We start from the raw sequence: 13087 nt of genomic DNA, 5'->3' as shown, positions 1-13087 counted from the left end.
ATTAGCGGGGCGGGGTTCGGGGGCCTTCCCTGGGAGGACACTGAGAGTCTGCCCGGTTCGTCCGTTCGGCCGGTACGGTTCATGTCGTTGAACGTTGAATCGAGTCGGCGGGAGAGAGATGAAGCTGCGGCAGCACTGGAAGGCCTACGTGATCGGGATCGTCGCGCTGGTGGTGGTGCTGGCGGTCGGGGGGCCGTTCGTCTACAGCCGGTGGATCGCGCCGGAGGCCGCGGCGCCGCTGGCGGTGGGGTCGTCACAGGTCGCGGCGCCGACGGGTGAGCTGGCGAGCGCTTACACCGTGGGCGCGGGGTCGGAGGCCGGCTACCGGGTCGGGGAGCTGCTGGGCGGGCAGCGGGTCGACGCGGTCGGGCGCACGCCGGACGTGAGCGGGACGGTCTCGCTGTCCGGCACCGCGGTCACGGCGGGCGAGGTCACGGTGCAGATGAGCACCGTGACCAGCGACCAGGGGCGTCGGGACGGCCAGTTCACCGGGAACATCATGGAGACGGCGAGGTACCCGACGTCGACGTTCACCCTCACCGGCCCGATCGACCTGGGCGCGGACTTCGCGAACGGCGGGCAGGCCACGGTGACCGCCGCGGGCACGCTCACGGTCAAGGACGTCACCCGCGAGGTGAGCTTCCCGCTGACCGCCGTGCGGGACGGCGCCGGCATCGACGTCTCCGGGTCGATCCCGGTGACGTTCACCGACTTCGGGATCGAGCCGCCGAGCATCGGCGACTTCGTCCGCGTCGACCCGACCGGTCAGGTGGAGTTCCTGCTGGCGCTGGCGCCTAGGAGCTGAGCACCTTCCGCAGCCCGGCGATGCCGGCGGCGTAGACGCCGTCGGCGAAGGTCTGGGTGAGCTCGGCGTGGCGCGCCACGTCCGCGTCGTACTCGCACCACCACTCGACGAACGACTGGTCGGTGTCGGTGACGGGCGCGACCCGGATCGTCGAGACGTAGCGGGCCACGTCGAACGGGTTGGCGCCGGTGAAGGCGTAGGTGAGGGTGCGGTCGGCGTCGTCGAGGTGGATCAGCTTCTCGTCGAAGGGGTCCCCGCCGTCGGCGAGGACCAGCCGCCGCACGGCGCCGACCTGCCCGTCCGCCCCCTCCACGAGCTCGCTGTGCCCGATCGCGGTCAGCCAGCCGGGCAGACCGTTGTAGTCCCGCACCACCGCCCAGACCTTGTCGGCGGGCGCGGCGACGACCCCACTGGCGTACGGACGCGGCATGGTCACTCCTTCGTGACGGTGTACTCGACGGCCCCGCTCGGCGCGATCAGGGCGTGGACGATTCCTACCCCAGCAGCGACGACCACGTCGACCGGCACCCTCGCCGGACGGTCAGTCCTCGCGGAAGCGGTACTCGCCGCCGTGCCCCGCGACCTCGTGGAGGTCGTAGTGGTGGACGATCTTGGGGCCGCCGTGCAGGTGGACGTGGCGGACCACGGCGGGGGGCTCCTGGCCCGCCGGGCGGGTGCGGACCCGACCGTCGAGCGGACCGCCGACGAACCAGTAGGTGTCGGGGCCGTCGGGGGCGTCCGTGGCCGGTGGGGCCTGCGTGGCGACCCAGTCCGCCCAGTCCTCCTCGGTGGCTCCGGTCATCCGGCCACCGTACGGACACGGAGCGTGGTCCGCACCGTCGCCGATCTCACCGTGACACGAGCGCCGTGACACGAGCGCCGTGACACGAGAGCCGTGACACGAGAGCCGTGACACGAGAGCCGTGACACGAGCCGGCCCGCCGCCCCGGTTCGGGAACGGCGGGCCGGTCGGGATTCCGGGTGTGCTCAGGTCAGGGCGCGACGACCTTGGCCGCGCGCTTGCGGGCGTCCCGGACGATGCCCTCGACGGCGGTCTCGGCGTCCGACGCGCGGGACGCGACGTCGCCACCGAACTTCGCGGCCTGCTCGGAGGCCTGCGCGGCCAGCGCGGACAGCTGGTCCACGTAACCCGGTGCCCGCTTGCGCGCCTTCTTCGCGGCCTTGCGGGCGGACTTCTCCCACTCCGCGCGCTTGCGGTCGGCGGCCTTCTCGAAGGCGGCCCGCTTGCGCGCGGCGCCCTCGGCCCACTCCTCGCCCTTCTTGTCGGCGAGCTTCTCCCACTCCTTGCCGCGCTTGTCGAGCTCCTTCTGCCATGCGGCCGACCGCTTGTCGACCTCCTTCTGGAGCGCGGCACCGCGCTTCTCGGCCTTCTTCGCGGCCTTGGCGGCCCGCTTCGACAGGTCCTCCCCCACCGTCGCGGCCTGCTCCGACGCGGCGGCGCCCCAGGTGGCGGCCTTGTCGGAGGCCACCGCGCCGAACGCGGTCGCGGCCGCGCCGAGCTCGGCCGCCCGGTCCGAGGCGACGGAGCCGAGCTCGGCGGCCTTGGCCTTCACGACCGGCGCCTTCGCGGCGAGGGTGTCCCCGAGCGCGGACGCCCGGTCGGCGAGCTGCGAGCCCGTCGACGCGCTCGACCCGCCGAGCCCGGAGACCAGGCCGGACACCGAGTCCGTGGCGTGCGACACGGAGTCCGACAGCGCCCCGGCCTGCGCCGAGATCGCCGCGGACGCCGCCTCGGCGGCCTTGCGGGAGCGCCAGGCCACCGACGGCTTCCCGTGGGTGTCCGCCGCCGCGATCATCAGCCCGCCCAGCAGCGCCGTGTTCTTCAGGAAGTGGATCTGCTGGGCCTGCTTGGCCGCAGGGTCGGTCTCCTCCCAGAACCGGTGGCCGGCGAGGGTGGTGGGGATGAGGCTCGCGGCGAGCGCGCCGGAGGACAGGCGCGGGAACTTGCCCAGGGCCAGCAGGGTCCCCGCGGCGACCTTCACCGCACCGTCGATCTTGACCAGGGTCTCGTTGTCCGGCCGCTTCTCCAGCGGCGACGCCTCGACGGCCTTGTCGATCGCCGGAGCGGCGTAGTCGAGCACGGGCTTGGCGGCTTCGGCATGCGCAGCGGGGTTGCGCAGCGAGTTGATTCCGCCGTAGATGAACAGGCCGGCCAGCATGGGCCGGGCCACGCGACGCAACAGAGGCATGGCGCGGCTTTCCCCGGAGCCCCCGCCGGCAAACACGAGCCGGCAGGATTCGCCCTGTGGCGAGACACGCGATCGGGCTGGACATCGGTGGGACCAAGGTGGCGGGCGCCGTCGTGGCCGACGACGGCACGGTGGTCGCCGAGCTGACCGAGCCGACCCCCGAGACGTCGGACTCCGCGACCATGTCCGCGCTGCTGCTCCGGATGACCGAGACCCTGCGGACGAAGAAACCCGAGGTCGAGGCCATCGGCGTCGGCGCGGCGGGCACCGTGGAGTGGCCGAGCGGGCGGATCCTCTGGGCCCCCAACAACTCCTACCGCGACTGGGACATCCGCTCCGAGCTGGAGTCCGCGACCGGGCTCCCGGCCGTGGTCGACAACGACGCCAACGTCGCGGGTCTCGCCGAGGCGCTGCTCGGCGACACGCTCTACCGGGAGATGGTGCTGATCACGGTCGGCACCGGCGTCGGCAGCGGGATCGTGCTGGGCGGGCAGATCTACCGCGGCCCGCGCGGCTTCGCCGCGGAGCTGGGGCACATCGTCGTCGACCCGGCCGGGCCGCGCTGCGGCTGCGGGAAGCGCGGCTGCCTCGAGGCGGTGGCGAGCGGCAGCGCCCTGACCAGGACCGGCCGGGAGGCCGCCGCCGCGGACCCGGACGGCGTCATCGCCTCCCTCGCCCGCGAGCGCGGCGTCCCGGTGAACGGGCAGATCGTCACGGAGGCCGCCCAGGCGGGCGACCCGACGGCGGTCGCGCTGTTCCAGACCCTGGCCCGCTGGCTCGGGATCGGCATCGCCACCGTCACCACGATCTTCGAGCTCGACGCCGTCGTGATCGGCGGGGGCGTCGTCGAGACCGGGGACCTGCTGCTCACCCCCGCGCGCGAGGCCGCCGCCGAGTTCGCCTACGCCCCGCAGGTCCGGCCGCTCCCGCCGGTGCTGCCCAGCACGTTCGGCAGTGACGCCGGGAAGATCGGCGCCGCGCTGTTGGCCCTGTCGTGACCCGCCCGGGGACCGCCCCGCTCGTGCTGGGGCCGGTCCTGCGGCACGTCGGCGAGACCACCGCCACGGTCTGGGTCCAGACGGGCGCCGCGGCGACCGTCGAGATCCTCGGCGCCACGACCCGCACGTTCGAGGTCGCCGGTCACCACTACGCCGTCGTCCCGGTCACCGGGCTGGAGCCGGACTCCCGGATCCCGTACGAGGTGCGGGTGGACGGCGCGGTCGTGTGGCCGGTGCCGCACAGCCCGTTCCCCGCCTCCGTGATCCCGACGCGGGGACCGCGGACCGCGGGCCGGGCGCGCGTGGTGTTCGGGTCCTGCCGCTACGTCAAGCTCGCCGACCCGAAGTCCGCCGCGGCCTACGGCATCGACGCGCTCGACGCCTACGCCGCCCGGATGGCGGGCCTGCCCCCGGAGGAGTGGCCGACCGCGCTGCTCCTGCTGGGCGATCAGGTCTACGCCGACGAGCTCACCCCACAGACCCGCAGGCGCATCGCGGGCCGCCGGGAGCGGCCGGAGAGCTGGCCGGACGACGAGATCGTGGGCTACGACGAGTACGTCGGCCTCTACCGGGACTCCTGGGTCGATCCCGAGATCCGTTGGATCCTGTCCACCGTCCCCACCGCGATGATCTTCGACGACCACGACGTGCGGGACGACTGGAACACCTCCGCCGCCTGGCGCGAGGAGATCGACCGGACCCCCTGGTGGCGGGACCGGATCCGCTCCGCGCTGGGCTCCTACTGGGTCTACCAGCACCTGGGCAACCTCCCCCCGGACGAGCTGGCGGCCGACCCCGACTGGCAGCGGGTCCGCGCCGCCGACGGCGACGTGTGGCCGCTGCTGGTGGAGCTCGCCGACCGCGCGGACGCCGAGGTGGACGGGGCGAAGGGCGTGCGGTTCAGCTTCCGCTGGGACATGGGCCGCACCCGACTGGTCATGATCGACTCACGCAACGGCCGGATCCTCGACGAGGGCAGGCACCTGATGCTGGGTGACTCCGAGTTCGCGTGGGTGGAGGAGCAGGTCGGCGCGCCCGGAGACGTCGACCACCTGCTGCTCGGGACGTCCGTGCCGTGGCTGCTGGCCCCCGCCCTCGGCGACGTCGAGACGATCAACGAGGTGGCGGCGGCCCGGCCCGGTCTGCGAGGCCGCGTCGGCGAGTGGATCCGGCAGCAGGCGGACATGGAGCACTGGCCCGCCTTCCGCGAGTCCTTCGACCGGCTGGGGGCGCTGGTGTCTCGGGCTGCGACATCCGGCCCCGCCACCGTGTCGGTACTGTCCGGTGATGTGCACCACAGCTACGCGGCCCGCGTCGACCTGCCGGGTGCGGCCGTCCACCAGCTGGTGTGCTCGCCCGTCCACAACCAGGTGCCCGCCGCGATCCGGGTCGCGTTCCGGCTCGCGTGGTCGCGCGCGGCGACCGCGGCCACCCGGGCGTGGGTGCGGCACGACGGAGTCCCGGAGCCCGCGATGAGCTGGACCAAGCTCGGCGGGCCGCTGTTCGGCAACCTCATCGCCACCCTCGACGTCGCCGACCGGCGCGCCGAGGTCGTGTTCGAGAAGCCCCGCTCGGCGTCCACCCTCGCCGCGCAGGCCCGATACCCCCTGGAGGCGCTGTGAGCGCGATGGGCCACACCCTGAGCGAGGACGCGACGGACGACTCCGGCGCCCTCGCCGGCCAGACGGTCGTGCTGCGGCCCACCGAGGAACGGCACGTGGACGAGTTCCTCGCGATCCTCACCGAGCCGGAGGTGGCGCGGTGGTGGCCGGGCTACGACCGGGAGCGGGTGGCCCGCGAGCTGATCGGCGCGCAGTGCTTCGCCATCGAGGCGTTCCGCGAGACCGTCGGGCTGATCTGCTTCGACGAGGAGGACGACCCGGAGTACCGGCACGCGGGGATCGACGTCGCGCTGGCCCCGAGCGCGCACGGGCGCGGGCTCGGCGCCGACGCCGTGCGGACCCTGGCCCGGCACCTGATCGTCGACCGCGGCCACCACCGCATCGCCATCGACCCCGCCGCGGACAACGTCAAGGCCATCCGCAGCTACGAGCGCGTCGGGTTCCGGCGGGTCGGGGTGCTGCGCCGCTACGAACGCGGCCCCGACGGCACCTGGCACGACGGCCTCCTGATGGACCTGCTCGCCGAGGAGCTCGGCTAGTGTCCCGACACTAGAACGGCGTGGCGGCCAGGAAGTCGTCCACCACCGTCCGGTCGCCGAACACCTCCAGCCGCTCCAGCGGCACCCGCCGCACGAGCGCGAGGAACAGCAGGGCCGCCGGGCCGCGCACGGCCGCGGCGGCCTTGCCGTGCCCGGGCTCCCAGACCAGTCCCCCGCCGTCGGGCCGGATCGTCCACTCCCCCACGCCGTCGTCGGTGTCGGTGGCGTGCAGGTGCAGGTCCGCGGACATCGACGCGCCCACACCGCCGCGCTCGACCAGCAGGTCCAGCCACTCGGACAGCCCGTCGACCGCGAGCTCGGGGGCCAGGTCGATCTCCCGGCCCACCGCGAGCTGCAGGTCCGCGCGGTGCACCGTCTCCTCGTGGAGGCGGCGCCGGATCCACCACTCGGCGGGCTTCGGGCCGGTGAAGGTCCACACCGGGGCGTCCGGGCCCACGGCGTCGACCGCCGCGGGCACCGCCGCGGCGCTCTCCCGCAGCCAGGCGACCGTGCCGTCGAGGTCCGCAGGCGGCTTGCCGCCCGGGACCTCGCGGGGGTCGAGGGCCTCGGTGGCGCGGTTCTCCACCATGGTCGCGGCCCAGCGGTGCCCGCGTCCGAGGTGGCGCAGCAGCTTGACCACGTCCCATCCCGGGCACGTGGGGATCGGCGTGGCGTGGTCGACCTCGCCGACCAGTGCGGCGAAGCGAGCGTTCTCGGCGATGAGAGCCTCCCGGTACATGGTCGTCACGCTAGAGGCTGGTCTCGGGTTGAAGCACATCCGCAGGGGGTAAAGCCGACTCATGGCGGCCGAGCACCCGGAGTGGACCCGACGTGGACCCGGACGGTTCCTGCTGTGGTGGCCGTTCCTGTCGTTCGTGCTGATGGCGGTCCTGCCGGACGCCGGCATCGTCCCGATCGTCGCCTCCGGGGCCGGGCTGGCCCTGCTGGGGCTCGTGGCGAGGGTGGCGGCCCGGGTGCTGCATCGACGCATCCTGCTGCACCGGGCGGCCGGCAGGCCCGCGGCACTCCCCGAGGGCGGCGGCGGACCGGTGGTCCCGGGCACCGTCGTCGAGGTCGATCCGTCGCCCCGGGCCGCGTGACGCCCTTTCGGGTGGACCCGACGCGAACCCGCGGCGCCCCGGCCCGGCGCGGCCTTCCCGATGACACGCTTCCGACCGGCGCATCCGGGCGACGTCTCGGCGCGCTCCCGGCGCCTTCCGGCGTGCCGGGGCCGTCCGCACGGGGGAGGATCGCGGGCATGGGGGGAATTGTCGGGAACCGGTGCGCGCTCCGGCGGGCGCAGAGGTGGGCACCGTGAGCGCCGCGGCGGTCCAGCCGCCCGCGCGGCACGCCGCGCCCGCGCAGTCCGAACCGGACGCGGTGGAGGCCGTCGAGGAGCCGATCGGCAGGCACGCGGCCGCGCCGGTGCCCGTGCCGGACGGACCACCGCCGATCGCCGCGGGGGGCGAGATCGCGCCGGGGTACACCGTGGTCCAGCACCTGCGGCGCGGCGAGGACTACGACACCTACGACGCGTGGAGCCACATCCACCACTGCCACACCGTGGTCAAGGTGCTGCGCCCGGACCTCGTCGGGGACCCGCGCACCAAGCGCGGCCTGCTGCGCGAGGCGAAGCTGCTGCGCTCGCTGCGCCATCCCTACATCGTCCGGCTGCTGGACCTGGTCGACGAGCGCGGGCCCGCCCCCGTCCTCGTCCTCGAGTCGCTGCCCGGCGGCACCCTGTCCGACGCCATCGAGGGCTACGGCCGCTTCCCCGAGACCGCGCTGGCCCACCTCGGCCAGCAGCTCGGCTCGGCCCTGCGCTACCTGCACGAACGCGGCCGGGTGCACTGCGACGTCAAGCCTAGCAACATCGTGATCAGTGCCGGGGTCACCCGGGTCATCGACCTCGCCCTGGCCCGCGCGCCCGGGCCGGCGCCCGCCGAGGTGGGCAGCGCCCGCTACATGGCCCCCGAGCAGGTGGTCGGCGGGTCGGTCACCCCGGCGACGGACGTCTGGGCGGTCGGGGTGGTCCTGCACGAGGCGGCGGCGGGCGTGCGGCCCTTCCCCGACGGGGTGGAGGACCGCGAGGCCACGGGCTCGCACAGCCTGTCCCGCACCGACACCACGCACCCGCGCGCCGACCTCGGGCGGGTCTACCCGCAGCTGCTCAAGCCCGCCCCGCGCCTGCGCTCGCGCCGCAGGCTCCCGGTCCGCGTCGCGAGCGTGCTGGACGGCTGCCTGCTCGTCGACCCGTCGTCGCGTCCGAGCCTGGCGGAGGTCCACGCCGCCCTCGACACCCTCCTGTGAGTGGCGATGGTCGCCAGGGCGACCATCGCCACTCACGAGTTCCGCGTACGTCACAGCGGGACCGCTTGCACCGGAGATACTAGGACGTCAAACTAAATGACGTCCGACGGTGTGCAGGAGGATCCATGGCCAGTGCTGACGCGAGCGAGCTGTACGTCCCGAAGAACCCCATCCGGTTCGTGACCGCCGCGAGCCTGTTCGACGGACACGACGCGGCCATCAACATCATGCGGCGCATCCTGCAGCGGCAGGGCGCCGAGGTGATCCACCTGGGGCACAACCGCTCGGTCGACGAGGTCGTCACCGCGGCCATCCAGGAGGACGCGCAGGGCATCGCGCTGTCCTCCTACCAGGGTGGGCACGTCGAGTACTTCTCCTACCTGGTCGAGCTGCTGCGCGAGCGCGGCGCGGGCCACATCAAGGTCTACGGCGGCGGGGGCGGCGTGATCGTGCAGGAGGAGATCGACCTCCTGCACAGCCGCGGCGTCGCGCACATCTTCTCCCCCGAGGAGGGCCAGCACCTGGGCCTGCCCGGGATGATCAACACGATGATCCGGGAGACGGACGTCGACCTCGCGGCCGAGCCCCCGGCGTCCTACGACGGGCTGTTCACCGGTGAGACCGCCACCCTCGCCCGCGCGATCACCCTGGCCGAGGCCGGTCGCCTGCCCGCGGACGTCCTCGCGCGCGCCCCGGAGCGCACCGTCCCCGTGCTCGGCATCACCGGCACCGGCGGCTCGGGCAAGTCCTCGCTGACCGACGAGCTGGTCCGCCGCTTCCGCCTCGACCAGGAGGACAAGCTCCGGATCGCCGTCCTGGCCGTGGACCCGACCCGCCGCAAGGGCGGCGGCGCCCTGCTGGGCGACCGGATCCGGATGAACTCGCTCAAGGGCGACCAGGTCTACTTCCGCTCGCTGGCCACCCGCGGCAACGACGGCGTGATCCCCGAGAACCTGGGCGACGTCATCGCCGTGCTCAAGGCCGCCGCGTTCGACCTGGTCGTCGTGGAGACCCCGGGCATCGGGCAGGGCGACGCCGGCATCGTCCCGTTCGTCGACCGCTCGCTGTACGTGATGACGCCGGAGTTCGGCGCCGCGTCCCAGCTCGAGAAGATCGACATGCTGGACTTCGCGGACGTCGTGGCGATCAACAAGTTCGAGCGCCGCGGCGCCGAGGACGCCCGCCGGGACGTCGGTCGCCAGCTGGTCCGCAACCGCGAGGAGTTCGGCGCGAGCTGGGAGGACATGCCGGTCTTCGGCACCTCCGCCGCCACCTTCAACGACGACGGCGTGACCGCCCTCTACCAGGAGCTCGGCACCCTGCTCGCCGAGAACGGCCTGGTCCTGCACGACGGGCGGCTGCCGAAGGTCGACACGAAGACCTCGCACACCCACGCTGCGGTCATCCCCCCGGAGCGGGTGCGCTACCTCGCGGAGATCGCCGAGACGGTCCGCGGGTACCACGCGCAGACCGAGGCCGAGGCCACCAAGGCCCGGGTGCGCCAGCACCTGCGCACGGCACAGGAGATCGTCGGGTCCAGCGTCGACGAGGCGCTGCACAAGGCGGAGCAGGACCTCTCCGGCGAGGCCGCGGAGCTGGTCGACACCTGGCCGCAGGTCGTCGAGGACTACTCCGGGGACGAGCTCGTCGTGAAGGTCCGCGACAAGGAGCTGCGGACCACGCTGACCCGGGAGACGCTGTCCGGCAACAAGATCCCCCGCGTGTCGCTGCCCAAGTACACCGAGGACGCCGAGCTGCTGCGCTTCCTGCGCAAGGAGAACCTGCCCGGGAGGTTCCCCTTCACCGCCGGTGTGTTCCCGTTCAAGCGGGAGGGCGAGGACCCGGCGCGGATGTTCGCCGGTGAGGGCGACCCGTTCCGCACGAACCGACGCTTCAAGTACCTGTCCGCGGACTCCGAGGCCAAGCGGCTCTCGACGGCGTTCGACTCGGTGACCCTGTACGGGCACGACCCGGCGACCCGTCCCGACATCTACGGCAAGGTCGGCACGTCCGGGGTCTCGATCGCGACGCTGGACGACATGAAGGAGCTCTACGCGGGCTTCGACCTCTGCTCCCCCAGCACGTCGGTGTCCATGACGATCAACGGCCCGGCGCCGACGATCCTGGCGTTCTTCCTGAACACCGCCGTGGACCAGCAGGTCGCGCGCTTCGTCGACGAGGAGGGCCGCGAGCCGGACGCGGCGGAGCGCGAGGAGCTCACCGCGTTCGCCTACGCGAACGTCCGCGGCACGGTGCAGGCGGACATCCTGAAGGAGGACCAGGGGCAGAACACCTGCATCTTCTCCACCGAGTTCTCGCTCCGGATGATGGCGGACATCCAGGAGTGGTTCATCCGGCACAAGGTGCGGAACTTCTACTCCGTCTCGATCTCGGGCTACCACATCGCCGAGGCCGGGGCGAACCCCATCAGCCAGCTGGCCTTCACGCTGTCCAACGGGTTCACGTTCGTCGAGAGCTACCTCGCGCGGGGCATGGCGATCGACGACTTCGCCCCCAACCTGTCCTTCTTCTTCTCCAACGGCATGGACGCCGAGTACACGGTCATCGGCCGGGTGGCCCGGCGGATCTGGGCCGTGGCGATGCGGGAGAAGTACGGCGCGAACGAGCGGTCCCAGAAGCTGAAGTACCACGTGCAGACCTCCGGCCGGTCGCTGCACGCGCAGGAGATGAACTTCAACGACATCCGGACCACGCTGCAGGCCCTCTGCGCGCTCTACGACAACGCGAACTCGTTGCACACCAACGCCTACGACGAGGCGATCACCACTCCCACCGAGTCGTCGGTGCGCCGCGCGATGGCCATCCAGATGATCATCAACAAGGAGTGGGGCCTGTCGATGAACGAGAACCCCCTCCAGGGCTCGTTCGTCGTCGACGAGCTGACCGACCTCGTCGAGGAGGCCGTGCTGGCCGAGTTCGACCGGATCTCCGAGCGCGGCGGCGTGCTCGGCGCGATGGAGACCGGCTACCAGCGCGGCAAGATCCAGGACGAGTCGATGCTCTACGAGCACCGCAAGCACACCGGCGAGCTGCCGATCATCGGCGTCAACACCTTCCGCAAGGAGGGTGAGGAGGAGCCGCTGGAGATCGAGCTGGCCCGCGGCACGGAGGCGGAGAAGCAGTCCCAGCTGGAGCGCCTGGCGGACTTCCAGTCCCGCCACAAGGCCGAGGCCGAGCAGGCGCTGCGCAGGCTGCAGGACGTCGCCACCGGGGACGGGAACGTCTTCGACGAGCTCGTGAAGGCCGCGCGCGTCTGCTCCCTGGGCCAGCTCACCGACGCCTTCTTCGAGGTCGGTGGCCAGTACCGCCGCAACATGTAGGACCCGCGCCTGGTCAGCGCGCCCCCACCCGTGAGCGGCGATGGTCGCTCTGGCGACTATCGCCGCTCACGGGTGGCGAGGCGGAGGGCGAGAGCCAGCGCGCCCAGCAGGAGGACCGTCACGTACCCGACCACCCCGGCCCAGCCGAGGTGGTCGTACGCCATCCCGCCGACCGTGCCGCCGACGCTGCTGCCCGCGTAGTAGCCGAACAGGTAGAGCGAGGACGCCACCGCCGGGGACCCGCCCTCCAGCAGGGACGAGCGCCGCCCCACCCAGCTGCTGGCGAGGGAGTGCCCGGCGAAGAAGCCCACGGTGAGCACCACCAGGCCGGCGAGCACGGCGGGCAGCCACGCGGGGGCCGTCGTCCAGGCCCCGACCACGGCCACCGCGATGCCCGCCCACAGCACCCGCGGTCTGCCGAACCGGTCCCCCAGCCGACCCGCCGCCGTCGAGGCGTAGGAGCCCGCCAGGTAGCCGAGGAAGATCAGCGCGACGAGCGTGGCGGGCAGCCCGAAGGGCGCCGCGAGCAGCCGGAAGCCGAGGTAGTTGTAGACCGTCACGAACGCGGCCATCAGCAGGAACCCGATGCCGAACAGGCACTGCAGCCCCGGGTCCCGCAGGTGGAGCCGCAGGTCGGGGCGGCGCGCGGGCACGGCGGGCGCCACCGACGGCGGCAGCAGCAGACGGAAGGCGACGGTGCACGCCAGCGACACCAGCCCCACCACCAGCAGGGCGACCCGCCAGCCGGCCAGGTCCGCCACCGCCGTCGCGATCAGCCGCCCGGACAGCCCGCCGATCGTGTTGCCCGCGATCAGCAGGCCCATCGCCCCGCCCAGGTGCCGCGGCGCGACCTCCCGGCTGACGTGCGACATCGCCAGGGCGGGCAGGGCCGCCAGCGCGATCCCCTGCAATGCCCGGACCGCCACCAGCACGCCGAAGGTCGGGGCGAGCGGCGCGACGAGGCCCAGGACCGCCGAGGCGGTCAGCGCCGCCGTCATGACCCGCGCCCGGCCCCAGGACTCGGCGACGGCCGACAGCGGGACGACGGCCAGCGCGAGCGTCAGCGTGGTCGCCGACAGCGCCAGGCTCGAGGTCCCCGACGACACCCCGAACTCCGTGGCGAACGTGGGCAACAGGCCCTGCACGGCGTAGACCAGCACGAACGTGGCCAGGCCGGTGCACCACATGGCCAGGCCGAGCCGTCGGAAGCCGGTGGTGCCGCGCTCGTGCAGCAGGATCGTGGTGGAAGTCGTTGTCATCGC

12 protein-coding genes are annotated in these 13087 nt (G+C 73.0%); 7 read left to right on the top strand and 5 right to left on the bottom strand.

Translation table 11 applies throughout. From position 1 onward, the window contains the following. The first annotated feature begins 118 nt into the window (after positions 1 to 118). Entirely contained in the window at positions 119 to 805 is a 687-nt protein-coding gene (locus L3X23_RS03825; protein ID WP_237190709.1) for a YceI family protein, read from the top strand. Here the strand turns inward: L3X23_RS03825 and L3X23_RS03820 are convergent. From L3X23_RS03820 to L3X23_RS03810, 3 genes are all read right to left on the bottom strand, one after another. After that, positions 795 to 1235, bottom strand: coding sequence for an SRPBCC family protein (locus L3X23_RS03820; RefSeq protein ID WP_237190708.1), 441 nt, complete (start codon positions 1233 to 1235; stop codon positions 795 to 797). The genes L3X23_RS03825 and L3X23_RS03820 overlap by 11 nt on opposite strands. A 111-nt stretch (positions 1236 to 1346) precedes the next feature. Next, entirely contained in the window at positions 1347 to 1607 is a 261-nt protein-coding gene (locus L3X23_RS03815) for a hypothetical protein (RefSeq protein WP_093089322.1), read from the bottom strand. A gap of 190 nt (positions 1608 to 1797) precedes the next feature. After that, the gene (locus tag L3X23_RS03810; protein WP_237190707.1) at positions 1798 to 3015 is read right to left on the bottom strand and encodes a DoxX family protein; all 1218 of its coding nucleotides are present in this window, start codon (positions 3013 to 3015) and stop codon (positions 1798 to 1800) included. Positions 3016 to 3071: 56 nt separating this feature from the next. Here L3X23_RS03810 and L3X23_RS03805 point away from each other — a divergent pair, with 56 nt between their 5' ends. The 3 genes from L3X23_RS03805 to L3X23_RS03795 are packed head-to-tail and all read left to right on the top strand — an operon-like array spanning position 3072 to position 6174. Further along, complete coding sequence (locus L3X23_RS03805) at positions 3072 to 4013, top strand: ROK family protein (RefSeq protein ID WP_237190706.1); 942 nt, start codon at positions 3072 to 3074, stop codon at positions 4011 to 4013. Beyond that, complete coding sequence (locus tag L3X23_RS03800; RefSeq protein WP_093089325.1) at positions 4010 to 5635, top strand: alkaline phosphatase D family protein; 1626 nt, start codon at positions 4010 to 4012, stop codon at positions 5633 to 5635. Before L3X23_RS03805 ends, L3X23_RS03800 begins: the two co-directional genes overlap by 4 nt. Before the next feature lie 5 nt (positions 5636 to 5640). Next, positions 5641 to 6174 carry a GNAT family N-acetyltransferase gene (locus L3X23_RS03795; RefSeq protein WP_093089423.1) on the top strand — a complete coding sequence of 178 codons (534 nt, stop codon included), beginning with the start codon at positions 5641 to 5643 and terminating at the stop codon, positions 6172 to 6174. 10 nt (positions 6175 to 6184) lie between these two features. Here the strand turns inward: L3X23_RS03795 and L3X23_RS03790 are convergent, their stop codons facing one another. Beyond that, positions 6185 to 6913, bottom strand: a complete 729-nt coding sequence (locus L3X23_RS03790) for a maleylpyruvate isomerase family mycothiol-dependent enzyme (protein ID WP_237190705.1) — start codon at positions 6911 to 6913, stop codon at positions 6185 to 6187. Positions 6914 to 6974: 61 nt separating this feature from the next. Here L3X23_RS03790 and L3X23_RS03785 point away from each other — a divergent pair, with 61 nt between their 5' ends. From L3X23_RS03785 to icmF, 3 genes are all read left to right on the top strand, one after another. After that, positions 6975 to 7274, top strand: a complete 300-nt coding sequence (locus L3X23_RS03785) for a hypothetical protein (RefSeq protein WP_237190704.1) — start codon at positions 6975 to 6977, stop codon at positions 7272 to 7274. Positions 7275 to 7488: 214 nt separating this feature from the next. Further along, positions 7489 to 8484 (top strand): serine/threonine-protein kinase, encoded by a 996-nt coding sequence (locus tag L3X23_RS03780; protein ID WP_237190703.1) that lies wholly within the window; start codon positions 7489 to 7491, stop codon positions 8482 to 8484. Positions 8485 to 8609: 125 nt separating this feature from the next. Beyond that, positions 8610 to 11825: a fused isobutyryl-CoA mutase/GTPase IcmF gene (icmF, locus tag L3X23_RS03775; RefSeq protein ID WP_237190702.1), complete on the top strand. Its 3216-nt coding sequence runs from the start codon at positions 8610 to 8612 to the stop codon at positions 11823 to 11825. 56 nt (positions 11826 to 11881) lie between these two features. Here icmF and L3X23_RS03770 read toward each other — a convergent pair whose 3' ends face one another. Next, positions 11882 to 13084: an MFS transporter gene (locus L3X23_RS03770; RefSeq protein WP_237190701.1), complete on the bottom strand. Its 1203-nt coding sequence runs from the start codon at positions 13082 to 13084 to the stop codon at positions 11882 to 11884. Positions 13085 to 13087: the final 3 nt, after the last annotated feature.

This window comes from Pseudonocardia sp. WMMC193 (genome assembly GCF_021728735.1).
In the GTDB taxonomy this organism is placed as follows: Bacteria; Actinomycetota; Actinomycetes; order Mycobacteriales; family Pseudonocardiaceae; genus Pseudonocardia; species Pseudonocardia oroxyli.
The sequence above is the reverse complement of the archived record's forward strand: the minus strand, read 5'-3'. Positions and strand labels throughout refer to the sequence as shown.

Bases quoted from the DNA above. Each gene is read 5' to 3' on its own strand.
- L3X23_RS03825 (WP_237190709.1), top strand. From the start codon at position 119: ATGAAGCTGCGGCAGCACTGGAAGGCCTACGTGATCGGGATCGTCGCG.
- L3X23_RS03820 (WP_237190708.1), bottom strand. From the start codon at position 1,235: ATGCCGCGTCCGTACGCCAGTGGGGTCGTCGCCGCGCCCGCCGACAAG.
- L3X23_RS03815 (WP_093089322.1), bottom strand. From the start codon at position 1,607: ATGACCGGAGCCACCGAGGAGGACTGGGCGGACTGGGTCGCCACGCAG.
- L3X23_RS03810 (WP_237190707.1), bottom strand. From the start codon at position 3,015: ATGCCTCTGTTGCGTCGCGTGGCCCGGCCCATGCTGGCCGGCCTGTTC.
- L3X23_RS03795 (WP_093089423.1), top strand. From the start codon at position 5,641: ATGGGCCACACCCTGAGCGAGGACGCGACGGACGACTCCGGCGCCCTC.
- L3X23_RS03790 (WP_237190705.1), bottom strand. From the start codon at position 6,913: ATGTACCGGGAGGCTCTCATCGCCGAGAACGCTCGCTTCGCCGCACTG.
- L3X23_RS03785 (WP_237190704.1), top strand. From the start codon at position 6,975: ATGGCGGCCGAGCACCCGGAGTGGACCCGACGTGGACCCGGACGGTTC.
- icmF (WP_237190702.1), top strand. From the start codon at position 8,610: ATGGCCAGTGCTGACGCGAGCGAGCTGTACGTCCCGAAGAACCCCATC.
- L3X23_RS03770 (WP_237190701.1), bottom strand. From the start codon at position 13,084: ATGACAACGACTTCCACCACGATCCTGCTGCACGAGCGCGGCACCACC.